Annotated in this window: 24 protein-coding genes; 17 read left to right on the top strand and 7 right to left on the bottom strand. The window is 54.5% G+C overall.

Features of this window, described 5'->3' with window-relative positions; genetic code table 11:
- Positions 1–18: 18 nt before the first annotated feature.
- Positions 19–1,083 carry an L-ascorbate 6-phosphate lactonase gene (ulaG, locus tag PU624_RS06465; protein WP_283546990.1) on the bottom strand — a complete coding sequence of 355 codons (1,065 nt, stop codon included), beginning with the start codon at positions 1,081–1,083 and terminating at the stop codon, positions 19–21.
- Between the two features lie 359 nt (positions 1,084–1,442).
- On the opposite strand from ulaG, the gene ulaA reads away from it, so the two are divergent.
- The 10 genes from ulaA to rplI all read left to right on the top strand — a co-directional run bounded on the left by ulaA (position 1,443) and on the right by rplI (position 7,667).
- Positions 1,443–2,843, top strand: a complete 1,401-nt coding sequence (ulaA, locus tag PU624_RS06470) for a PTS ascorbate transporter subunit IIC (RefSeq protein WP_283546991.1) — start codon at positions 1,443–1,445, stop codon at positions 2,841–2,843.
- 12 nt (positions 2,844–2,855) lie between these two features.
- On the top strand, positions 2,856–3,161 hold the full coding sequence (gene ulaB / locus PU624_RS06475) for a PTS ascorbate transporter subunit IIB (protein WP_198906742.1): 306 nt from the start codon (positions 2,856–2,858) through the stop codon (positions 3,159–3,161).
- Between the two features lie 9 nt (positions 3,162–3,170).
- Positions 3,171–3,638, top strand: a complete 468-nt coding sequence (gene ulaC, locus PU624_RS06480; RefSeq protein ID WP_283546992.1) for a PTS ascorbate transporter subunit IIA — start codon at positions 3,171–3,173, stop codon at positions 3,636–3,638.
- Positions 3,639–3,651: 13 nt separating this feature from the next.
- Positions 3,652–4,302 carry a 3-keto-L-gulonate-6-phosphate decarboxylase UlaD gene (locus PU624_RS06485; protein ID WP_283546993.1) on the top strand — a complete coding sequence of 217 codons (651 nt, stop codon included), beginning with the start codon at positions 3,652–3,654 and terminating at the stop codon, positions 4,300–4,302.
- A gap of 9 nt (positions 4,303–4,311) precedes the next feature.
- Positions 4,312–5,172, top strand: coding sequence for an L-ribulose-5-phosphate 3-epimerase (locus tag PU624_RS06490; protein WP_283546994.1), 861 nt, complete (start codon positions 4,312–4,314; stop codon positions 5,170–5,172).
- A complete protein-coding gene (locus tag PU624_RS06495) occupies positions 5,165–5,860 on the top strand; it encodes an L-ribulose-5-phosphate 4-epimerase (RefSeq protein ID WP_283546995.1) in 696 nt (231 codons plus the stop codon). Before PU624_RS06490 ends, PU624_RS06495 begins: the two co-directional genes overlap by 8 nt.
- 366 nt (positions 5,861–6,226) lie before the next feature.
- A complete protein-coding gene (gene rpsF / locus PU624_RS06500; RefSeq protein ID WP_003855334.1) occupies positions 6,227–6,622 on the top strand; it encodes a 30S ribosomal protein S6 in 396 nt (131 codons plus the stop codon).
- Between the two features lie 6 nt (positions 6,623–6,628).
- A complete protein-coding gene (gene priB / locus PU624_RS06505; protein WP_010256154.1) occupies positions 6,629–6,946 on the top strand; it encodes a primosomal replication protein N in 318 nt (105 codons plus the stop codon).
- Positions 6,947–6,950: 4 nt separating this feature from the next.
- Positions 6,951–7,178 carry a 30S ribosomal protein S18 gene (rpsR, locus tag PU624_RS06510; protein WP_002210155.1) on the top strand — a complete coding sequence of 76 codons (228 nt, stop codon included), beginning with the start codon at positions 6,951–6,953 and terminating at the stop codon, positions 7,176–7,178.
- A gap of 39 nt (positions 7,179–7,217) precedes the next feature.
- Complete coding sequence (rplI, locus tag PU624_RS06515) at positions 7,218–7,667, top strand: 50S ribosomal protein L9 (protein ID WP_283546996.1); 450 nt, start codon at positions 7,218–7,220, stop codon at positions 7,665–7,667.
- 82 nt (positions 7,668–7,749) lie between these two features.
- Here rplI and PU624_RS06520 read toward each other — a convergent pair whose 3' ends face one another.
- Complete coding sequence (locus tag PU624_RS06520; protein ID WP_283546997.1) at positions 7,750–8,427, bottom strand: OapA family protein; 678 nt, start codon at positions 8,425–8,427, stop codon at positions 7,750–7,752.
- 220 nt (positions 8,428–8,647) lie between these two features.
- Between PU624_RS06520 and bamJ the strand changes: the two genes are divergently transcribed.
- Positions 8,648–9,268, top strand: coding sequence for a BamJ family beta-barrel-assembly machinery protein (gene bamJ, locus PU624_RS06525; RefSeq protein WP_283546998.1), 621 nt, complete (start codon positions 8,648–8,650; stop codon positions 9,266–9,268).
- A gap of 45 nt (positions 9,269–9,313) precedes the next feature.
- Here bamJ and PU624_RS06530 read toward each other — a convergent pair whose 3' ends face one another.
- Entirely contained in the window at positions 9,314–11,257 is a 1,944-nt protein-coding gene (locus PU624_RS06530) for a bifunctional 2',3'-cyclic-nucleotide 2'-phosphodiesterase/3'-nucleotidase (RefSeq protein ID WP_283546999.1), read from the bottom strand.
- A 294-nt stretch (positions 11,258–11,551) separates the two neighbouring features.
- Here PU624_RS06530 and cysQ point away from each other — a divergent pair, with 294 nt between their 5' ends.
- On the top strand, positions 11,552–12,295 hold the full coding sequence (gene cysQ, locus PU624_RS06535) for a 3'(2'),5'-bisphosphate nucleotidase CysQ (protein ID WP_090966193.1): 744 nt from the start codon (positions 11,552–11,554) through the stop codon (positions 12,293–12,295).
- Positions 12,296–12,351: 56 nt separating this feature from the next.
- Here cysQ and PU624_RS06540 read toward each other — a convergent pair whose 3' ends face one another.
- Positions 12,352–12,909: a YtfJ family protein gene (locus PU624_RS06540; protein WP_283547000.1), complete on the bottom strand. Its 558-nt coding sequence runs from the start codon at positions 12,907–12,909 to the stop codon at positions 12,352–12,354.
- A 315-nt stretch (positions 12,910–13,224) separates the two neighbouring features.
- On the opposite strand from PU624_RS06540, the gene PU624_RS06545 reads away from it, so the two are divergent.
- Positions 13,225–13,431 (top strand): DUF1107 domain-containing protein, encoded by a 207-nt coding sequence (locus PU624_RS06545; protein WP_003855513.1) that lies wholly within the window; start codon positions 13,225–13,227, stop codon positions 13,429–13,431.
- Positions 13,432–13,463: 32 nt separating this feature from the next.
- Here PU624_RS06545 and paeA read toward each other — a convergent pair whose 3' ends face one another.
- A complete protein-coding gene (gene paeA, locus PU624_RS06550) occupies positions 13,464–14,786 on the bottom strand; it encodes a polyamine export protein PaeA (RefSeq protein ID WP_283547001.1) in 1,323 nt (440 codons plus the stop codon).
- A 77-nt stretch (positions 14,787–14,863) separates the two neighbouring features.
- Here paeA and PU624_RS06555 point away from each other — a divergent pair, with 77 nt between their 5' ends.
- Genes PU624_RS06555 through PU624_RS06570 form a run of 4 tightly spaced genes read left to right on the top strand, consistent with a single transcriptional unit; the run spans position 14,864 to position 21,140 of the window.
- On the top strand, positions 14,864–15,265 hold the full coding sequence (locus PU624_RS06555) for a hypothetical protein (protein ID WP_283547002.1): 402 nt from the start codon (positions 14,864–14,866) through the stop codon (positions 15,263–15,265).
- Positions 15,266–15,280: 15 nt separating this feature from the next.
- Positions 15,281–17,020 (top strand): autotransporter assembly complex protein TamA, encoded by a 1,740-nt coding sequence (gene tamA, locus PU624_RS06560; protein WP_283547003.1) that lies wholly within the window; start codon positions 15,281–15,283, stop codon positions 17,018–17,020.
- A complete protein-coding gene (tamB, locus tag PU624_RS06565; protein ID WP_283547004.1) occupies positions 17,017–20,784 on the top strand; it encodes an autotransporter assembly complex protein TamB in 3,768 nt (1,255 codons plus the stop codon). Before tamA ends, tamB begins: the two co-directional genes overlap by 4 nt.
- A gap of 2 nt (positions 20,785–20,786) precedes the next feature.
- Positions 20,787–21,140 carry a gamma-glutamylcyclotransferase family protein gene (locus tag PU624_RS06570; protein ID WP_283547005.1) on the top strand — a complete coding sequence of 118 codons (354 nt, stop codon included), beginning with the start codon at positions 20,787–20,789 and terminating at the stop codon, positions 21,138–21,140.
- A 59-nt stretch (positions 21,141–21,199) separates the two neighbouring features.
- Here the strand turns inward: PU624_RS06570 and ppa are convergent, their stop codons facing one another.
- Both ppa and PU624_RS06580 read right to left on the bottom strand, forming a co-directional pair.
- Complete coding sequence (ppa, locus tag PU624_RS06575; protein WP_003855519.1) at positions 21,200–21,730, bottom strand: inorganic diphosphatase; 531 nt, start codon at positions 21,728–21,730, stop codon at positions 21,200–21,202.
- Between the two features lie 100 nt (positions 21,731–21,830).
- Positions 21,831–22,280 (bottom strand): DUF441 domain-containing protein, encoded by a 450-nt coding sequence (locus PU624_RS06580; RefSeq protein ID WP_283547006.1) that lies wholly within the window; start codon positions 22,278–22,280, stop codon positions 21,831–21,833.
- Positions 22,281–22,320 lie beyond the last annotated feature (40 nt).

The raw sequence follows: 22,320 nt of genomic DNA on the forward strand, positions 1-22,320 counted from the left end.
GGCGATTCAGCACGGTTATCAGAGAAATGATTTAAATGGCAGGTCGGGTTCGATGGTGAAACAGTCACTAAAACCGCGCGGGTAATGATACTCAAAACTGTCCTTGTCCAGCGGCCAGGTGAACTTACCTCCTACCTGCCAGATAAAGGGTTTAAAACCATATTTCAGACGATCTTTTTTCATCTCCCACAACACGCGAATCTCCTGAGGATCCGCCTGGAAATTTGACCAGATATCATGGTGAAACGGGATCACCACTTTGGTGTTCAGCGCTTCCGCCATGCGCAGCATATCGGCGCTGGTCATTTTGTCTGTAATGCCGCGCGGGTTCTCGCCATAGGAGCCCAGCGCCACATCGATCCTATGTTCATTACCGTGCTTCGCGTAATAGTTGGAGTAGTGGGAGTCGCCGCTGTGGTAAAGGGAACCACCCGGCGTTTTGAACAGGTAGTTTACGGCACGCTCATCCATACCGTCTGGCAGCACGCCCGCAGCTTTTTGCTCTGCTGGCAGGGTAATCAGCGCGGTACGGTCGAAGGCATCGAGTGCATGGATTTCAACGTCTTTGATTTTCACCACGTCGCCCGGTTTAATCACGATGCAGCGCGCTTCAGGCACACCCCAGCCGATCCACAAATCCACGCAGGACTGCGGTCCAATGAACGGCACATCGTCAGCACAGTTTTGCATAACGGCTGCGGCGACATTCACATCGATATGATCGTTGTGATCGTGGGTGGACAGCACGGCATCGATCTGACGAATGGCAAAAGGATCGAGTACAAACGGGGTGGTGCGCAGATTGGGCTGAAGTTTCTCAACGCCTGCCATACGCTGCATCTGATGGCCCTTTTTCATCAGCGGATTGCTGTGGCTCTGCTTGCCAGTGCCGCACCAGAAATCGACGCAGATATTTGCCCCACCTTCTGATTTGAGCCAGATTCCCGTACAGCCCAGCCACCACATTGCAAACGTACCAGGAGCAACCTGTTCCTGCTCAATTTCTTCGTTCAGCCAGCAACCCCATTCCGGGAAAGTACTCAGAATCCATGATTCACGGGTAATAGTTTTCACTTTACTCATCGTTACAGCTCCTTCTTCAATCAAAAATAATCAATTAATGATTTTATATGATCGATGCTGTCACTGTTTTATTCGATTTGCAACGGCTTATTTGCGCGGGCTTATCCTGTAAACCCACCGTAAAATCCAGATTCATATCATTAATGGTTCCGCTATAATCTTATAAATATATGAAATTTAACAATAAAAATCTTTTGTCATGACTGGATTAAAAATCATTACGGATAGTGTGGAAATGGTTTTGCGGGACGCCTCACAAATAATCAAATCAGATCTTGTGATGATTATTTTCGATTACTAGAGTGAGGGCGTTAACCACACAGAGATTGCCCCTTGTGTTCCCATTTCTGGAGAGAGTTATGGAGATCCTCTACAACGTCTTTACCGTGTTTTTTAATCAGGTAATGACGAATGCCCCGCTGTTGCTGGGTATCGTGACGTGTCTGGGTTACATGCTTCTGCGCAAAAGTGTCAGCGTCATTATTAAAGGCACCATCAAAACCATTATCGGTTTCATGCTGTTGCAGGCAGGCTCAGGCATCCTGACCAGCACCTTCAAGCCTGTGGTCGCAAAAATGTCGGAAGTGTATGGCATCAATGGTGCGATCTCTGACACCTATGCCTCAATGATGGCCACCATCGATCGCATGGGTGATGCCTATAGTTGGGTGGGATACGCAGTGCTGATCGCGCTGGCGCTGAACATTATTTATGTTCTGCTACGCCGGATTACCGGCATTCGCACCATCATGCTGACAGGACACATCATGTTCCAGCAGGCGGGGCTGATTGCGGTTTCTCTTTTTATCTTCGGCTACCCCATGTGGACCACGATTATCTGCACCGCAGTGCTGGTATCGCTCTACTGGGGAATCACCTCCAATATGATGTACAAGCCGACGCAGGATGTGACGGATGGCTGTGGTTTCTCCATCGGACACCAGCAGCAGTTCGCCTCCTGGATTGCCTGTAAAGTAGCGCCCTATCTGGGTAAAAAAGAGGAGAGCGTTGAAGATCTTAAACTGCCTGGCTGGCTGAATATCTTTCACGACAATATCGTCTCCACGGCGATTGTGATGACCCTCTTCTTTGGTGCAATCCTGCTCTCCTTCGGCATTGACGTTGTTCAGGCAATGGCGGGTAAAACCCACTGGACAGTTTATATCCTGCAAACCGGTTTCTCCTTCGCGGTGGCGATTTTCATCATCACCCAGGGTGTGCGGATGTTCGTTGCCGAGCTGTCAGAAGCCTTCAATGGGATCTCTCAGCGCCTGATTCCTGGCGCGGTACTGGCGATTGACTGTGCGGCTATCTATAGCTTTGCGCCAAACGCAGTGGTCTGGGGCTTTATGTGGGGCACCATGGGCCAGCTGATTGCAGTTGGCATCCTGGTTATAGCGGGCTCGTCCATTCTGATCATTCCTGGCTTTATCCCGATGTTCTTCTCGAATGCCACCATTGGCGTCTTTGCGAACCACTTTGGCGGCTGGCGCGCGGCGCTCAAAATTTGTCTGGTGATGGGCATGATTGAAATCTTTGGCTGCGTCTGGGCGATCAGGCTCACCGGGATGAGCGCATGGATGGGGATGGCGGACTGGTCAATCCTGGCCCCGCCAGTGATGCAGGGCTTCGCCTTCGTCGGACTGGTATTTATGGCCGTCATCATCCTGATTGCACTGGCTTATATGTTCTTTGCTGGCCGTTCTCTGCGCGCTGAAGAAGATGCGGAAAAACAAACAGCAGAAATCTCTGCTCATTAAGGAGTATCGGTTATGACAGTACGTATCCTGGCTGTGTGTGGCAACGGGCAAGGTAGCTCCATGATCATGAAGATGAAAGTGGACCAGTTTTTAACCCAGTCCAACATTGACCACACGGTGAACAGCTGCGCGGTAGGTGAATACAAAAGTGAACTGAGCGGTGCAGACATCATTATTGCGTCTACTCATATCGCCGGTGAAATCACCGTGACGGGTAAAAAATATGTAGTGGGCGTTCGTAACATGCTGTCACCCGCGGATTTCGGACCAAAGCTGCTGGAAGTGATCAAAGAACATTTCCCACAAGACGTGAAGTAAGGACGCCATATGAAATTACGAGATTCGCTCGCGGAAAATAACACCATTCTTCTTCAGGCCGACGCCAGCACCTGGCAGGAAGCGGTAAAGCTCAGCGTGGATCTGCTGGTTAAGGCCGACGTCGTTGAGCCACGTTATTACCAGGCCATTCTGGATGGCGTTGCGCAGCATGGCCCTTACTTCGTTATTGCGCCAGGGCTTGCCATGCCCCATGGCCGTCCGGAAGAGGGGGTCAAAAAAACCGGCTTTGCTCTGGTCACGCTAAAAACGCCTCTGGTGTTTAACGACGAAGATAACGATCCGGTCGATATTCTCATCACCATGGCCGCTGTCGATGCAAACACCCATCAGGAAGTCGGCATCATGCAGATCGTCAATCTGTTTGATGATGAAGCCAATTTTGATCGTTTACGCGCCTGCCGCACCGCGCAGGAAGTGCTGGATTTGATTGATAACGCCACTGCGGCGACAGCTTAAGAGGGAACTGAAAATGTCATTACCCATGTTGCAGATCGCGCTGGATAACCAGACGTTGTCTCACGCTTACGAAACCACCCGCCTGATTGCAGAAGAGGTCGATATTATCGAAGTCGGCACCATTCTGTGCGTGGGCGAAGGCGTTCGCGCGGTTCGGGACCTGAAAGCACTCTACCCGCATAAAATCGTGCTGGCGGATGCCAAGATCGCTGATGCAGGCAGGATCCTCGCCCGCATGTGCTTTGAAGCCAGCGCCGACTGGGTAACCGTAATCTGCTGTGCAGATATCAATACCGCGAAAGGTGCGCTGGACGTGGCGAAAGAGTTCAGCGGCGACGTGCAGATTGAGCTGACCGGCTTCTGGACCTGGGAGCAGGCGCAGGCGTGGCGAGATGCGGGTATTCAGCAGGTGGTTTATCACCGTAGCCGTGATGCACAGGCGGCAGGTGTGGCGTGGGGAGAGGCTGATATCAGCGCTATCAAACGTCTGGCCGATATGGATTTTAAAGTCACCGTCACGGGTGGGCTGGCGCTGGAAGATTTGCCGCTGTTTCAGGGGATTCCCATCCACGTCTTTATTGCCGGTCGTAGTATTCGCGAGGCGGCATCACCGGTTGAGGCGGCGCGTCAGTTCAAACGCTCAATCGCTCACCTCTGGGGCTAAGGAGCGGATATGTTGTCTAAACAGGTCCCGCTTGGGATTTATGAAAAGGCGCTTCCTGCGGGCGACTGCTGGCTTGAGCGGTTACAGCTGGCAAAACAGCTGGGTTTCGATTTTGTCGAAATGTCAGTAGACGAAACGGACCGACGCCTCTCCCGACTTGACTGGCGTCGTGAGCAGCGGCTGGCGTTAGTTAGTGCGGTTGCAGAAACGGGTGTGCGTGTCCCTTCTATGTGCCTGAGCGCGCACCGACGTTTTCCACTCGGGAGCGAGGATGATGCTGTACGCGAAAGGGCACTGGACATAATGCGTAAAGCCATTCGCTTTGCGCAGGATGTCGGTATCCGCGTGATCCAGCTTGCCGGGTATGACGTTTATTATCAGGAAGCCAACGATGAGACGCGCCGCCGTTTTCGTGACGGCCTGAAAGAGAGCGTCGACATAGCAAGCCGCGCGCAGGTGACGCTGGCGATGGAGATCATGGATTATCCATTAATGAACTCAATCAGTAAGGCGCTGGGCTATGCACATTACCTGAATAACCCGTGGTTCCAGCTCTATCCTGATATCGGCAACCTTTCGGCCTGGGATAACGATGTGCAAATGGAATTGCAGGCGGGTATGGGGCATATCGTAGCCGTCCACGTCAAAGATACCCGTCCCGGCGTGTTTAAAAATGTCGCATTCGGCACCGGAGTGGTGGATTTCGAACGCTGTTTTCAGACTCTCAAACAGGCAGGTTATTGCGGACCCTATTTGATTGAAATGTGGAGCGAAACGGCTACTGATCCGGCGGCAGAAGTTGTAAAAGCACGCGATTGGGTGCGTGAGCGCATGACGCGGGCTGGCTTACTGGAGAATGAACATGCATGAACTCAAGCTACGCGTCTTCGAGGCTAATATGGCGCTTCCGCGTTCTGGACTGGTAACTTTTACCTGGGGTAATGCCAGTGCCATTGATCGGGAGCAGGGGCTGGTGGTGATTAAACCCAGTGGTGTGGCTTACGAGACTATGACGCCTGACGATATGGTGGTAGTGGATCTTGAAGGGAAGGTCACCGAGGGGCAATGGCGGCCTTCTTCGGATACCGCCACCCATCTGGCGCTCTATCGACGCTACCCCTCACTGGGCGGTGTTGTTCATACTCATTCGACGAATGCCACGGCCTGGGCACAGGCGGGACGGGCAATTCCTGCGCTGGGAACGACGCATGCCGATTACTTTTCTGGCGATATTCTCTGTACGCGTGCGTTAACGCAGTCCGAGGTTGAAACTGACTATGAACTGAACACCGGAAAAGTCATTATCGAAACCCTGGGGGAGACTGAACCTTTATACACACCGGGCATTGTGGTGTATCAGCACGGCCCATTCGCGTGGGGAAAAGATGCAGACGATGCCGTGCATAACGCGGTGGTCATGGAAGAGGTGGCAAAAATGGCCTGGATTACCCGCGGTATAAATCCAGACGTTCAGGGCATGGATGATTATCTGATGAACAAGCATTTTCAGCGTAAGCATGGATCGGATGCTTATTATGGGCAGAAACAGGGCAGATAAGTCAGCTGAAATCCCTGAACAGACAGCCCTTCCGGCCTTTCAGAAAAGAGTGTTCACATGCCGGAGCAGGGCTATTTAAGCCGTTCTAATAATTCTGTCTCCTTTTCGGATACGTCATTGCCTTTTCTTTCATGACCGATGCGCCACACCAAACGGCTACTTTCCTGTTTTTTGCTAAATCAGCTTGAGTTCAGGCACCGCCGCCAGTATGATTACGCGTCAATTTTTCAGCCGCATTCTCAGGCTGTGTCCCACAAACGCTCGTCATGGCGAACCTTTGTGGGACACAGCCTATAACGTTCCTTGCTTCCATGGGCCGCGGTTGACCCCGACAGGAGGCTGAATAATCCGTAAGGAGCAATTTCGATGCGTCATTACGAAATCGTATTTATGGTTCATCCTGACCAGAGCGAACAGGTTCCTGGCATGATCGAGCGTTACACTGGTGCTATCACTGGTGCTGAAGGCACGATTCACCGTCTGGAAGACTGGGGCCGCCGTCAGCTGGCTTACCCGATCAACAAACTGCACAAAGCGCATTACGTTCTGATGAACGTTGAAGCGCCGCAGGAAGCGATCGATGAGCTGGAAACGAACTTCCGCTTCAACGACGCCGTTATCCGTAGCATGGTTATGCGCGTTAAAAACGCGGTAACTGAAGCATCACCGATGGTTAAAGCGAAAGATGAGCGTCGTGATCGTCGCGAAGATTTTGCTAACGAATCCGCTGATGAGTCAGATGCTGGGGATTCTGAAGAGTAATCCATCGTGACGGTTAATCGACTTCGCCTGTCTGGCACTGTGTGCAAGACACCGGTTCGAAGAGTTAGCCCGTCAGGAATTCCTCACTGTCAGTTCGTGCTTGAGCACCGCTCAGTGCAGGAGGAGGCCGGGTTTCACCGGCAAGCCTGGTGTCGTATGCCTGTTATTATTAGCGGCAGCGCCCATCAGGTGATTACTCAACATATAACGGTCGGCACGCAACTCACACTCGACGGTTTCATTAGTTGCCATCAGGCACGAAATGGCCAGAGCAAAGTGGTGTTCCATGCCGAGCAGATTGAATTGATAGATTCTGGAGACTAGCCTAATGGCACGTTATTTCCGTCGTCGCAAGTTCTGCCGTTTCACCGCGGAAGGCGTTGTTGAGATCGATTACAAAGACATCGCAACGTTGAAAAACTACATTACCGAAAGCGGTAAAATTGTCCCGAGCCGTATCACCGGTACTCGTGCAAAATACCAGCGTCAGTTGGCTCGCTGCATCAAGCGTGCGCGTTACCTGTCTCTGCTGCCGTACACTGATCGTCATCAGTAATCGGCAACTGTCCATTAACGACTTTAAGAGGATAAGGTAATGCAAGTTATTCTGCTTGATAAAGTAGCAAACCTCGGCACCCTGGGTGATCAGGTTAACGTTAAAGCGGGCTACGCTCGTAACTTCCTGGTACCACAGGGCAAAGCTGTTCCTGCTACTAAGAAAAACGTTGAGTTCTTCGAAGCACGCCGTGCTGAACTGGAAGCCAAACTGGCTGACGTTCAGTCTGCAGCAACTGCACGCGCTGAGAAAATCAATGCACTGGGCACTGTAACCATCACGTCTAAAGCAGGCGATGAAGGTAAACTGTTCGGTTCAATCGGTACCCGCGACATCGCTGATGCAGTTACTGCAGCTGGCGTTGACGTTGCTAAGAGCGAAGTTCGTCTGCCGAACGGCGTTCTGCGCACTACCGGTGAGCATGAAGTAAACTTCCAGGTTCACAGCGAAGTCTTCGCTAAACTGAACGTGAAAGTTGTTGCTGGTTAATCCTGATTAACTGAGCACGACATCAACGCCGGCCCTGTGCCGGCGTTTTTGTTTTTATGCCTTTCTCCAGGCGCCATTCGCGCTACTGTGCGCGAAGAAAGCTGCCATCTGGCTGACGTGTAAACAGCACCGGGCCATTTGCGCCATCCACGGTCAGTCCGGTTACCACCCCCTGCGCATCCTGACGAATTTTAACCTGCTGACCACTTTTCAGTGAGCTAAGCGGCTGATCATTGCCTTCCACTCGCGCCATCGCAAACACATCATTGACCGGCAGACTGTTGTCACGAAACAGCTGTGCCAGCGTCTGACCGGAGGCGATAGTCAGGTTGCGCCACTCGCCCTGAGAATCAGCTTTTGGTGTCTGCTGAGACGCTGAAGATGAAGGCTGGCGGGCAGTATTGTTTTCATAAATATCCGCCTGCATCGGCACCTCTTTCTCTGCTGAAGGCGTAACCGACTGTTCGACCGGATAGCGCAGTGTGCTGGCAGGCCAGAGAAACGCCACCAGCATCACCAGCAGTGCCGCCCCAATGCCTCGACGGTGCGGCGCAGGCAGCGGGTCCATCCAGCGAATGTGGTCGGTAAAATGCCAGATACGCTGAAGCCATGTCGGCAGGCGGGATGACGTGTCTGATGCCATTCGGGGTTCCTCCTCTCCGGCAGGCTGCTGTGGCCTGCGTGCGGCCAGCCAGGTCTGCAGCCGGGATACAATTTGTGTTGCACGCATCCTGCGGCGGCGTGGGGCAATCTGGCCCATGGTTGCTCTCTTATTCAGGTGCTACGGATGGGGTGATCCCCATCGATAGTTATAGTATGGGCAATACCGGCGCGAAGTGCCTGCCAGCATTGATAAATTTGACAGCTCTATTGTTTCTCTTTCCCCCGCAAAAGTCATCTGCGACGCAGGGGATTTTACGCCAGCGGCCTGCGCTGCTATGCTGCCCGTTCGAATTTATCCGAGAGTGAAAGGAACGAAGATGACTACCCCTTCTTTCGACAGCGTCGAAGCACAAGCAAGTTACGGTATTGGTTTACAGGTTGGCCAGCAGTTGCTGGAATCTGGTCTGCAGGGTCTGCAACCAGAAGCACTGCTCGCGGGTCTGCGCGACGCGCTGGAAGGGAACTCGCCGGCCGTACCGGTTGATGTGGTTCATCGCGCACTGCGTGAAGTGCACGAACGCGCTGAAGGCGTGCGTCGTGAGCGTACCGAAGCCATGGCAGCAGAAGGTCAGGCGTTCCTGCAGGAACATGCGCAGCGTGAAGGCGTGAGCAGCACCGAATCAGGCCTGCAGTTCAGCGTCATTACTCAGGGCGAAGGTCCAATCCCATCACGTCAGGATCGCGTACGCGTTCACTACACCGGCAAACTGATCGACGGCACCGTGTTCGACAGCTCAGTTGCCCGTGGCGAACCGGCTGAATTCCCGGTTAGCGGCGTTATCCCTGGCTGGATTGAAGCACTGACCCTGATGCCGGTTGGCTCAAAATGGGAACTGGTTATCCCACAGGACCTCGCGTATGGCGAGCGCGGTGCGGGTGCCTCTATCCCACCATTCAGCACCCTGATCTTCGAAGTCGAACTGCTGGAAATTCTGTAATACCCGGGCGCTGCAACCACCCCGGTTGCAGCGTTTTCTCCCGCCTTACTTCTGCTGTAAATTCACCTGCCACAGAGCAAAGCCAATCGCATCTGTCCCTTTGGGCTGAAGCGGATATTGCGCATGCTGCTTAATAAACCCGGTCGCTTTGTCACCCGGTGCCGTTTCAAACTGAATATCGAGCGGGGTGGATGAGTTAATCGGTGCCAGACGCCAGTTATTGTCGGCTTTTGGCTGCACTGCGCCGTGCGCTTTGGTTTCTGCGCTGATATAGGCTGCAACGACCGAACGGTTCTCATCCGGCGAGGCAAAAGCGATGTACTTATCCCCGGTGCCGGCAAACTTGCCGCCGTAAGCGCGATAGTTATTGGTCGCCACCAGGAACGTCGCCTGCGGATCGATGGGCTTACCCTGCCAGGTGAGCTGTCGGATACGGGAGGCATCAGGATGGATCAGCTGACACTCCGCATCGTAGCGCGCAGGCTGGGTCACATCGATCTGGTAGTTCACCCCATCGATCACATCGAAGTTGTAGGTGCGGAAATCCCAGTTGATCAGCGACTGGGTTTTGGTCCTGTGCGGATCGATCTGGTTAAACTGGCCCGCAGAACACTCCAGCCACTCTTTCACCTGCGCACCGGTCACTTTCATGACTACCAGGGTGTTGGGATAGAGATAGAGATCGGCGGCATTACGGAAAGTCAGCGCGCCTTTCTCGACTTCGACATAGCTGGCGGGATCGTTTTTACGTCCGCCCGCTTTAAACGGCGCGGCAGCAGAGAGCACCGGCAGACGGCCCAAATCCGGATCGCCCTGAATGAAATGCTCCACGTAGGCGCGCTGGGCATTATTGACGATTTGCACCGTTGGATCGTCCTGAACCAGCGACAGATAGCTGTACATCACGTCAGCGGACTTGCCGATGGGCTTCGCTACAAACTCCCGCGTCGCGCGGTGATCGTCAGCCAGCACTTTCACCAGCGCCGGATCCTCCGCCGCCAGTGATTTCTTCGCAGCGGTATCGTAGATTGGCCGCGCCTCTGCTTTGCCGCTGCTCACCTGCCAGCGTCCGCCTTCATTGTTCAGCACCAGATCGACCACACCAAGGTGATCGCCCCACATGCCCGGCATCACTGACGGGATTCCGTTCAGCGTGCCGTTAGCGATATCCGCGCCCTTGATGTCAGCAAACTCTTTGCTGGGGAAGACCGCGTGCGCATGGCCAAACAGAATGGCACTGATGCCTTCCACCTGGCTGAGATAGTAAACGGAGTTCTCCGCCATCGTGTGATACGGCTCGCTGCTCAGGCCGGAGTGGGGGATGGCGATAATCAGATCGGCTCCCTGCCCGCGCATCTCAGGCACGTAGCGGCGTGCCGTCTCAGTGATGTCATCGACCCGCACTTTGCCCTGCAGGTTGGCTTTATCCCACACCATGATCTGTGGCGGCACAAAGCCGATATAGCCAATCTTCAGCGTCTGCGTTTTGCCGTCGCGATCCACCACCGTGGTGGATTTGATGATGTAAGGGGTAAACAGAGGTTTGCCACTCTTTACATCAATGACGTTGGCGTTCACATAAGGAAAGCGGGCACCTGCCAGCGCTTTTTTCAGGTAGGGCAGACCATAATTAAATTCGTGGTTACCGAGGTTACCGACCGCGTAATCCAGCGTATTGAGCGCCTTATAGACCGGATGGATCTCACCCTCACGTAATCCTTTGGCCGCCATGTAGTCGCCGAGCGGACTGCCCTGAATGATGTCACCGTTATCGACCAGCAGGCTGTTTTTCACCTCCTGACGTGCGGCGTGAATCAGCGTGGCGGTTCGCACCAGACCAAACTTCTCGGTTGGCGTGTCTTTGTAGTAATCGAAATCCATCATATTGCTGTGCAGATCGGTGGTTTCCAGTACACGCAAATCCACCGTCGCGGCCTGGGTGGCGACGGAAACGCTCAGGGCCAGTAACATCATTCCGGGCTTAAACATGCTTGCTCCTGCTGCAAATTAAATTCAGGCTCTCAAAATAATGTAAAAGCATGACAGATAGTCATTTTAAATCGTGATGGATATAACGTTTTGGCGCATCGGCCAGCGACTGATTCTTATACGAGAAGGACGCAGGGGTGTCGGCATGGCGATAAGCGGGTAACTATGATATTGATATATCTATAAAATGAATCGCTGACGTGCCGTTAAACCGGCACTTCAGGCGGAACTGCTAAAATGTCACTATCTGACGATGAGCTGATCCGGCAGCAGACAGACACAATGAGGTGAAAAATGTTAGAGCAAATCTGCCAACTGGCACGCGAAGCAGGCGACGCGATTATGCAGGTCTATGACGGTGCCGCGCCGCTTGACGTTTCTCACAAATCGGATGATTCACCGGTGACCGCCGCGGATATCGCTGCGCACGAGGTGATCCTTGCTGGCCTCAAAAAGTTAACGCCTGATGTTCCCGTGTTGTCGGAAGAAGATCCGCCAGCCTGGGAGGTGCGGCAGCACTGGCAGCGCTACTGGCTGGTCGATCCGCTGGATGGCACCAAAGAGTTCATCAAACGTAACGGCGAATTTACCGTCAACATTGCGCTGATTGAAGAGGGTAAACCGGTGATGGGCGTGGTCTATGCGCCGGTCCTGGGCGTAATGTACTCTGCGGCAGAGGGCAAAGCGTGGAAAGAAGAAGGCGGTCAGCGCGAACAGATCCATGTCCGTGACGCGCGTCCTCCGCTGGTGGTGGTAAGCCGCTCACATGGCGACGACGACGAGATGAAAGAGTACCTGAAGCAGCTGGGTGAACATCAGACCGTTGCGACCGGCTCCTCACTGAAGTTCTGCCTGGTGGCAGAGGGGAAAGCCCAGCTCTATCCGCGTTTCGGGCCAACCAACATCTGGGATACCGGCGCGGGCCACGCCGTGGCAATGGCCGCGGGTGCGCATGTGCATGACTGGCAGGGTAAAACCCTGGACTACGCACCGCGTGAATCTTTCCTGAATCCCGGCTTCCGCGTCTCCCTGTTTTAAGGCGGTCTGATCCTGAGTGCCCGGCGGCTGACTCTCCCGTCGCCGGGCGTTCAGGATTACTCCTTCAGCAGAGAGGTGACCAGCGTCATCACCTTTGTCACTTCATCCTGCGTCAGCGAACCATCCTTCACGAATTTCACCTTGCCCTGCTTATCCAGCACCACAATGGCGGAACCGCCCGGCTGTAACTGCCAGGCATGCTGCACATTGCCCTTGCTGTCGATGACAAACTGCGACCACGGATATTGCTGTTTGTTGGTCTCGACGCTGCTGCGCACAAACATGCCCGTGCCGGGAATCGCATCATCGGTATTCACGATGGTGGTGGTCTGATAGCGATCATGCGGCAGCTTCGCGGCTTTGATCGCCTCTATCAGCGCCGCGTTCATCTCTTTCGCAGATGAGCGACCGGCAATATGCTGGACCACACGAACTTTTCCGCTGAGCTGCGCGCTATTCCAGTTTTTGTAGCTAAACTTCTCCTGTTGCAATAACAGCTCGCCCTTGTCATTCACGCCAACGGCCGGTACCCGCATATCCTGCCTGAGGTCATGGGCCATCACGCTTGCCGGTATCAGTAAAGACAACGCCACAGCTGCCAGAGTTATTCGCATTGCTATTTCCTTAAGTGATCAGACCAGTCAGTCATTTTACTGCAATAGTAAGCAGGGATGATGCGCCTGTCCTGGAAAGGTGTCAGGTTTGTTATGGCCGCCACAATTCCTTAACCAACGAAGGTTTATACTGTGTTATATGAGGCTCATAACAGAGTGTTCTGTAATGATGTGTCAATTCAGTAAAAAAATTCACTTTCAGGAACACTAACAGGTTTGGGTGTTCTATAGTTATCGCGAATTCGCGCTTCATGGGCTGGAACCAAATTTGGAAACAGCGAAGCGTGCTTTAAAAATGTACAGGAGTCATACAGCATGAAGATCTTCCAGCGCTATAATCCGCTGCAAATAGCGAAATATGTAAAAACGCTGTTCAAAGGAAGGTTGTATATCAAGGACGTTGGCGCGTTCGAGTTCGATAAAGGGAAAGTCTTAATCCCACGCGTCAAAGACAAACAGCACCTGAGCGTGATGTCAGAAATTAACCGCCAGGTCGTGCGTCTCAAGCTTGAGTTCAACTAAACACAAGGGCGCCATCGGCGCCCTTAGTCATTCTACTCTTCTTCGCTTTTCGTCATGCTCAGCACCGGCGGTCGTTCATCGATGCGGGTGACCAGCAGCTGGTCGATACGATAGCTATCAATATCCACCACCTCGAATTTGTAGCCCGCAAACTTCACAAAATCGGTCCGCTTTGGAATCTTACGCAGCATATACATCATAAAGCCGCCGATGGTCTCGTAGTTGCCTGACTGCGGGAAATCATCGATGTCCAGCACGCGCATCACATCATCAATAGGCGTGCCGCCTTCAACCAGCCATGAGTTCTCATCACGCGCCACAATCTGCTCTTCCATGCCCTGACCGACCAGATCGCCCATCAGCGTGGTCATTACGTCATTCAGGGTAATGATGCCCACGACCAGCGCATATTCGTTCATGATCACCGCGAAATCTTCGCCAGCCGTTTTGAAACTTTCCAGCGCTTCAGAGAGGGTGAGCGTATCAGGCACGATCAGCGCAGAGCGAATCTGCAGGCCGCTGTTCAGCGCCATGCTCTGATTACCCAGGACGCGCAGCAGCAGCTCTTTTGAGTCAACATAGCCGACGATATGGTCGATATCGCCGCTACAGACCAGGAACTTCGAGTGAGGATGCTGGGCGATTTTGGTCTTAAGGCTGGTCTCATCTTCATGCAGATCAAACCAGACAATATTCTCGCGCGAGGTCATGGAAGAGGGAACGGTTCGCGACTCCAGCTCAAACACGTTTTCAATCAGCTCATGTTCCTGCTTACGCAGCACGCCAGCCAGCGCACCGGCTTCCACCACCGCGTAGATATCGTCGGAGGTAATGTCATCTTTACGCACCATCGGCAGCTTGAAAATGCGGAAGAAGACGTTCGCCAGGCCATTAAACAGAAACACCAGCGGACGCATCACCAGCAGACAGAAACGCATCGGGTTAATGATGCGCAGCGCGATGGTTTCCGGGGCGACCATGCCAACCCGCTTTGGGGTTAAGTCGGCAAACAGGATAAACAGGCTGGTCACGATGGTGAATGAACAGATAAAGCTGAGCTGTTCCGCCAGTTCCGGCGAGACAAAGCGGTTAAACAGGCCGCTGAAAACCGGTGAAAACGCCGCGTCGCCGACAATACCGCCGAGAATGGCGACGGCGTTAAGGCCAATCTGCACCACGGTGAAGAACATGCCCGGCGTTTCCTGCATTTTCAGCACGCGCTGGGCATTCACGTTGCCTTCGTCGGCCAGCAGTTTCAGTTTGATCTTACGGGCAGCCGCCAGCGAGATCTCTGACAGAGAGAAAAAGGCACTGATTACGATCAGCAACAGAATGACAAGTAAGCTATCTAACATATGAGATCCAAAGGGTTATCCACTTGTCATTTTTGGCCTGGGCAGCGTGGGTAAGCGCAAACAGAGTTGGTTTATCCGTGAAACAGAGCTATCCGTGCCAAAAATGTCTGCGCCAGTTCGACAATAACGTAAATGTCGGGGCAGAAATGAAAACAGGCGAAATGCCTGTGGTGGCAGATTATAGCAGGAGCGCTCATCGGGCCGCCAGAGGGCAATCCGCCGCTTCAGACCGCATTCGCAGCCAGAGCAGGAAGATATCGGCTCGGATTTATCTGAGTGAGTCATTCCTGGCCGATCATTCCCTCCCGCAGGAGTTGTATCGGTCCCCCCATTTACCGACAATAGCCGCGTTATTTGAGTTAGAAGTCGATTTTGCGCCGCCGTTTGCCATAAAGTGCGGCTATGATGAGGATGTTGCCGTTGCGGTAGTGCGGGCAAAGATGATTAATAAGCGCCCCGCGGAAAAGGGGCCGGCATGATTAACAGGAGTACAGGTGCCACGATTTTATGTTTATTGCATAGCTGGCCTGCTACTTGCCGCGCCCGCCCTTGAGGCGGCGACCGTGCGATTACAGGTAGATGGTTTAACCGGGGATCTGCAAAAGAATGTCAGAGCGCGCCTCTCCACCATCGGCAACGATGAGGTTTCAAATGATGGCCGCTTTCGTGCACGTGTCTCTGTTGCGATAAAAGAGGGACTGCGCGCGCTCGGTTACTACGAGCCGACCATCGACTTTGAATCCCGCCCCGCACCTGCGAAGGGCGGACGGCCCGTACTGTTGGCACATGTCACGCCTGGCGTACCGGTAAAAATCGGCGGCAGCAACATCGTGGTTGAAGGCGATGCGCGCAATGATGCCGATTACAAAGCCTGGGTAAAGCAGGGACGGCCCAAAGTCGGCACGCAGCTTAACCACGGGCAGTATGACAAATTCAAAAGCGGCTTCTCTAATCTTGCGCTGCGTAACGGCTATTTCGACGGCACCTTTAAAAAAAGCCAGCTCGGCGTCTCGGTTGAGCGCCATGAAGCGTTCTGGGATATCGACTACGACAGCGGCGAGCGCTATCGCTTTGGTAACGTCACATTTAAGGGATCGCAGATTCGTGAAGAGTATCTGCAAAACCTGGTGCCCTTTAAAGAGGGGGATTATTACAGCTCCCGTGATTTAGCCGAGCTGAACCGCCGCCTCTCCGCGACCGGCTGGTTCAATTCCGTCGTGGTTGCGCCAGAATTCAGCAAGGGACGACAGACGAAGGTGCTGCCCCTGAGTGCGGTGATGTCACCCCGCACTGAAAACACCATTGAAACCGGCGTCGGCTATTCCACAGACGTCGGTCCGCGCCTGAAAGGCACCTGGAAAAAACCGTGGCTCAACGACAGCGGCCACAGCCTGGCGGCCAGTGCCTATGTTTCTGCGCCAGAACAGCAGGTCGATCTCAGCTACAAAGTGCCGTTGCTGAAAAGTCCGCTGGAGCAGTACTACACCTTCTCTGGTGGCCTTAAGCGCACCGATCTCAATGACACCAAAGCCGACACCACGACGCTGGCGATGTCGCGCAACTGGGACAGCAGCAGCGGCTGGCAGAAGGCGGTCAATCTGCGCTGGAGCCTGGATCACTTTACGCAGGCCAGCGTGACGAACACCACCATGCTGCTCTATCCGGGCGTCAGCGTTAACCGCACCCGTTCTCGTGGCGGCCTGATGCCGACCTGGGGCGATTCACAGCGCTATTCCGTCGACGTCTCGGATACGACATGGGGTTCCGATGTCGACTTCCTGATCCTGCAGGCGCAAAACGTCTGGATCCGTACTTTAGGCGACAGTCATCGCTTTATCGCGCGCGGCAACCTCGGCTGGATCGAAACCAACGACTTCGACAAAGTGCCGCCGGATCTGCGCTTCTTTGCCGGTGGCGACCGCAGTATTCGCGGCTACAAATACAAAAACATTTCACCACGTGATGACGACGGCAAACTCACCGGTGCGTCAAAACTGGCCACCGGATCGCTGGAATATCAGTACAACGTCACCGGTAAATGGTGGGGCGCGGTGTTTGTCGACTCGGGCGAAGCGGTTAACGACATCAAACAGAGCAATATCAAAACCGGTGCGGGTATCGGTGTGCGCTGGTCTTCACCGGTCGGCCCCATCAAATTTGATATCGCCAGACCTATCGGGGATGACGAGGAGCATGGATTGCAATTTTACGTAGGACTGGGGCCTGAACTATGAAGCTATGGAAAAAGGTCCTGATCGGTATTCTGATCTTTCTGGTTGTGCTGTTAGGTGGCGTGGCATTTTTAATCGGGACCACGCCGGGGCTGCATTTAGTGCTTAAGGGCGCGTCACGCTGGGTGCCCGGCCTGTCGATCAAACAGGTCGATGGCGGCTGGCGTAATCTGACCCTTAACGGTCTGCGTTACGAAATGCCAGGCGTCAGTGTGGATGCCGGGCAGATCCATCTGGCGGTGGATCTCAACTGCCTGCTGCACTCCTCCGTCTGCGTTAACGATGTCTCCCTGCGTGATATCAGCGTGGTGGTCGACAGTAAGAAGATGACGCCTGCCGCACCTGCGCCGGAAGAGGAGAGTGGCAACACCAACCTCAGCACGCCATACCCGATCACGCTGAGTCATCTTGGCCTGCACAACATCAATGTGAAAGTTGATGACACCGCGATCTCGCTGCTCGATTTCACTACCGGCCTGCAGTGGCAGGATCGCGCGCTGACGCTGAATCCGACCCATATCCAGAGCCTGCTGATTGCGCTGCCGAAAGCGGCAAAAGTGGTGAAGGAAGAGGTGGTCGATGCGAAAGTTCAGCAGCCGCATCCCGCGGAGAAACCGCTGGGTGAAACGCTGCAGGCGATGTTTGCCCAACCGCTGCTGCCTGCGCTGCCCGATTTCCGTCTGCCGCTGGATATTGACGTGCAGCAGATTCTGGGTGAACAGCTGCGCATTACCGGCGACACCGATATCTCTGTCAGCCGGTTACTGCTGAAAGCTAAAACCGCCGATCGTCAGATGCAGCTGACGACGCTGGAAGTGGACTCGAATCTTGGCAACCTCAACGGCAGCGGACAGGCGACGCTGGCGGATAACTGGCCGGTCGATTTCTCCCTGAACGGCACGGTTAACACCGATCCGATTAAAGGCGAAAAGCTGGCGCTGAAACTTAACGGTGCGATGCGCGACGAGCTGAAGCTGGGGCTGAATCTCTCGGGGCCGGTGAATGCGCAGCTGGATGTGACGACCCAGCTGGCGGTCGCGGGGCTGCCGCTGTCACTGCAGCTGACCAGTCCGCAGTTACGCTGGCCGCTCACCGGGTCGATACAGTACCAGGCGGATAACCTGGACTATCAGTTCAAAGGCAAAGCCACCGACTATGTGATGTCACTGCAGACCGCCGTGAAGGGCGAATCTGTGCCACCAGCGACTGTCTCGCTGACGGGTAAAGGCAACGTTGAGCAGTTCAGCCTTGATCGTCTGCGCGTGGCCGCGCTGCAGGGCAACATCGACCTCACTGCGCTGGTGGACTGGAGCAAGGCGATCAGCTGGCGCAGTGAGCTGACGCTGGCCGGGATCAACACGGCGAAGCAGTATCCCGACTGGCCAGCACGGCTGGATGGCAAAATCACGACTCGTGGCAGTCTGTATGGCGGCACCTGGCAGCTCAGCGTGCCGCAGCTTCAGCTGAAAGGTAACGTGAAGCAGAATGCCGTGACCGCTGACGGCTCACTGACCGGCAACAGCTACAACCAGTGGACGGTGCCGGGCATTAAGCTGGCGCTGGGACGCAACCATCTGGATGTCAAAGGCGCGCTGGGCGACAGTCTGGACCTTGATGCCAGTATTGATGCGCCACAGCTCGACAATGCTCTGCCGGGTCTGGGCGGCGTCGTCAACGGCACGATCAAAGCGCGTGGCACCCTGAAGGCACCGCAGCTGCTGGCCGATCTTAATGCCCGTGGTCTGCGCTGGCAGCAGATGCAGATTAATCGCGTTACCCTGAATGGCGATGTCCGTTCCGGCGAACAGGTGGCGGGTAAACTGCAGCTGCGCGTCGAACAGCTGAAGCAGGATGCGCTGAATATCAGCCTCCTGACGCTGAATGCGGACGGCAACGAGCATCAGCATCAGCTGAAGCTTAATGTGCAGGGCAAACCGGTCTCGGGACAGCTGGCGCTGAACGGCAGCTTCGATCGCCAGACCGAACGCTGGAAAGGCTCGCTGAACGATACCCACTTTGATACGCCGGTCGGCGAGTGGCGTCTGACGCGTGCCATGGCTATCGACTATCTCAACAGCAGCCAGACGGCGACTATCGGGCCGCACTGCTGGCAGAACCCCAATGCGCAGCTCTGTGTGCCGGAACCGGTTGAAGCGGGCCCGGCAGGTCATGCGCATGTGGTGCTGAATCGCTTTGACCTGGCGATGGTCAAGCCATTTATGCCGGAGGCGACCCAGCTCAGCGGCCTGTTCAGCGGTGACGTACGCGTCAACTGGACCGCCGATGGCGGCCTGCCAACCGGCACCGTGGCGCTGAAAGGCAACGGCGTGAAAGTGGTGCAGGATGTGCAGGGTAACAGCCTGCCGATCGCCTTTGACACGCTGAACCTCAATGCCGCACTGCAAAACGGACGCGCTAAGCTCGACTGGCTGATCCGCATCGCCAGAAACGGACAGCTGGATGGCAACGTGCAGATCGACGACCCGCAAAACCGCCGCACGCTGGGCGGTAACGTCAACATCCGCAATATCTCGCTGGCGATGATCAATCCGGCGCTGATGCAGGGCGAGAAGATCAAAGGCAGCCTGAACAGCAGCCTGCGCCTGGGGGGCAGCGTGCAGCAGCCGCAGGTGTTTGGTCAGCTTGGCCTGACGGATGTCGATGTGGATGGCAACTTTATGCCGGTCGATCTGACCGCCGCCAACCTGAATCTGGTGTTCAACGGCATGAGCTCCACCCTGAACGGGCTGGTGCAGACCGCCCAGGGCAACATCAACCTCAGCGGTAACGCCGACTGGAGCCAGCTCGATAACTGGCGTGCGCGCATTGCGGCGAAGGGCAGCCGGGTTCGCGTGACCGTGCCGCCGATGGTGCGCATGGATGTCTCGCCGGATCTGGTGTTTGAAGCGACGCCGGCCGCCTTTAACCTTGATGGGCGGGTTGATATTCCATGGGCACGCATCACGGTGCAGGAAGTGCCGGAAAGCGCCACCGGCGTCTCGTCGGATGAGGTGATGCTGGATAAACAGCTGAAGCCGATTGCACCGCAGACCGCCGCAATTCCGATTAACAGTAATCTGGTGATCCACGTCGGCAACGATGTGCGGCTCTCTGCGTTTGGTCTGAAAGCGAAGCTGAATGGCGATCTGAAACTGGTCCAGGATCGGACAGGGCTTGGCCTGAATGGCCAGATCAACATTCCATCCGGTCGCTTCCACGCTTATGGTCAGGATCTGATCGTGCGTAAAGGCGAGCTGCAGTTTGCCGGTCCGCCGGATCAGCCTTACGTCAACCTGGAAGCCATCCGTAACCCGGATGCGACTGAAGATGGCGTCACGGCGGGTCTGCGCGTTACCGGTCTTGCCGATGAGCCTAAAGCGGAAGTCTTCTCCGATCCGGCGATGTCGCAGCAGGAAGCGCTTTCTTACCTGCTACGTGGTCAGGGATTGGGCAAAGACGGCGACAGTAACGCCCTCACTTCGGCTCTTGTTGGCTTAGGGGTTGCACAAAGTGGGCAGGTTGTGGGTAAAATCGGGGAGACGTTCGGTGTCAGCAATCTGGCTGTTGATACTGCCGGTGTTGGCGACAGTCAGCAGGTGCAGGTCAGCGGCTATGTACTACCGGGTCTGCAGGTAAAATACGGTGTTGGCATATTTGATTCACTGGCGACGTTAACCTTGCGTTACCGCCTGATGCCTAAACTCTATCTGGAAGCCGTGTCCGGTGTGGATCAGGCTCTCGATTTGCTCTATCAGTTTGAGTTTTAGCAATGCGAATAATTGTCTACGGCAGTTTACGGCGCAAACAGGGAAACAGTCACTGGATGACGAATGCGCAGTGGCTGGGTGATCACCAGATTGAAGGCTTTGAGCTTTACAGTCTGGGCCATTATCCCGGCGTAATAGAGGGCAAGGGAGCGGTGCATTGTGAGGTGTACCGCATTGATGCCTCAACCCTTGCGGAGCTGGATGCGCTTCGCACCAAAGGGGGAGAGTACAAACGTTTTCTGACTCAGACGCCGTTTGGCAGCGCATGGCTTTATGTCTATCAACGCTCAGTGGCAGGACGCCAGCGCATTATGAGTGGTGACTGGCTAAAGCGCGATGAGGAGCCAGAGGCCTGAACAAAAACACCGTCCATCTGGACGGTGTTTTTTTTTCGACTCACAAACCGGCAGCAGAATTACTTCTTCTGTGCGCGCTCGTAAGAAGAGATGATTTCAGCTTTAGCGGCTTCGGCGTTATCCCAGCCATCCACTTTCACCCATTTGCCTTTTTCCAGATCTTTGTAGTGTTCAAAGAAGTGGGTGATCTGCGCGCGCAGCAGTTCTGGCAGGTCGTTCACATCTTTGATGTGATCGTACTCTTTAGACAGTTTGGTGTGCGGAACGGCAACCAGTTTGGCATCTTCGCCAGACTCGTCGGTCATTTTCAGCACGCCAACCGGACGGCAGCGGATCACTGAGCCTGGGACCAGTGGATACGGGGTCGGAACCAGTACGTCAACCGGATCACCATCCAGAGAAAGGGTATGGTTGATGTAGCCGTAGTTGCACGGATAGAACATGGCGGTAGACATGAAACGGTCTACAAACAGGGCACCAGACTCTTTATCAACTTCATATTTGATCGGATCAGCATTCGCTGGGATCTCAATGACAACGTAGATATCTTCTGGCAGGTCTTTACCTGCTGGCACCTGGTTCAAACTCATCTGGCATTCCTTCAGTAGTCGTATGTTGAGTGTCGGCTATTATAGCCAACTGACTCTGAAAGTATGCCCTCTTTTTGGCGTTTCGGAATGCGCCCAAACGCTACTTAGCCGTGACAAATAATGAAACAATGCCTGCGGCAATCAGTGGCCCTACCGGCACGCCACGGAAGAACGCCACGCCAATCACCGTACCAATCAGCAGACCGCCGATCACAGAGGGTTGCACGCTCATAAAGTTCACGCCGCGGCCGCCCAGCCAGGCGACAAAAATCCCCACCAGTATCGCCACAATCGACTTCCAGTTGGCAAACGACTTGAGCAGCGCGGAGGCGGGCAGTGAGCCGCTGGCCAGCGGAGCCATCACCGCGACGGTAAGAATAATGATGCCTAAAGTAATGCCCTGTTTTTCGACGTACGGGAAGAACCGGGCCAGCGGGGTAACTTTGATTGCCAGCAGCACCAGAATGGAGAGGGTGACCGCGTTGTTGTGAACGAAATAACTCAGTACGGCGAGGCCGATCAGAATAAGGGTCGAGGCGTAAGCAGCCATGGTTTCTCCCTGAAGATTAATGAATGCGCTGACTTCAGCC

It is taken from the genome of Pantoea sp. Lij88 (assembly GCF_030062155.1).
GTDB lineage: Bacteria > Pseudomonadota > Gammaproteobacteria > Enterobacterales > Enterobacteriaceae > Pantoea.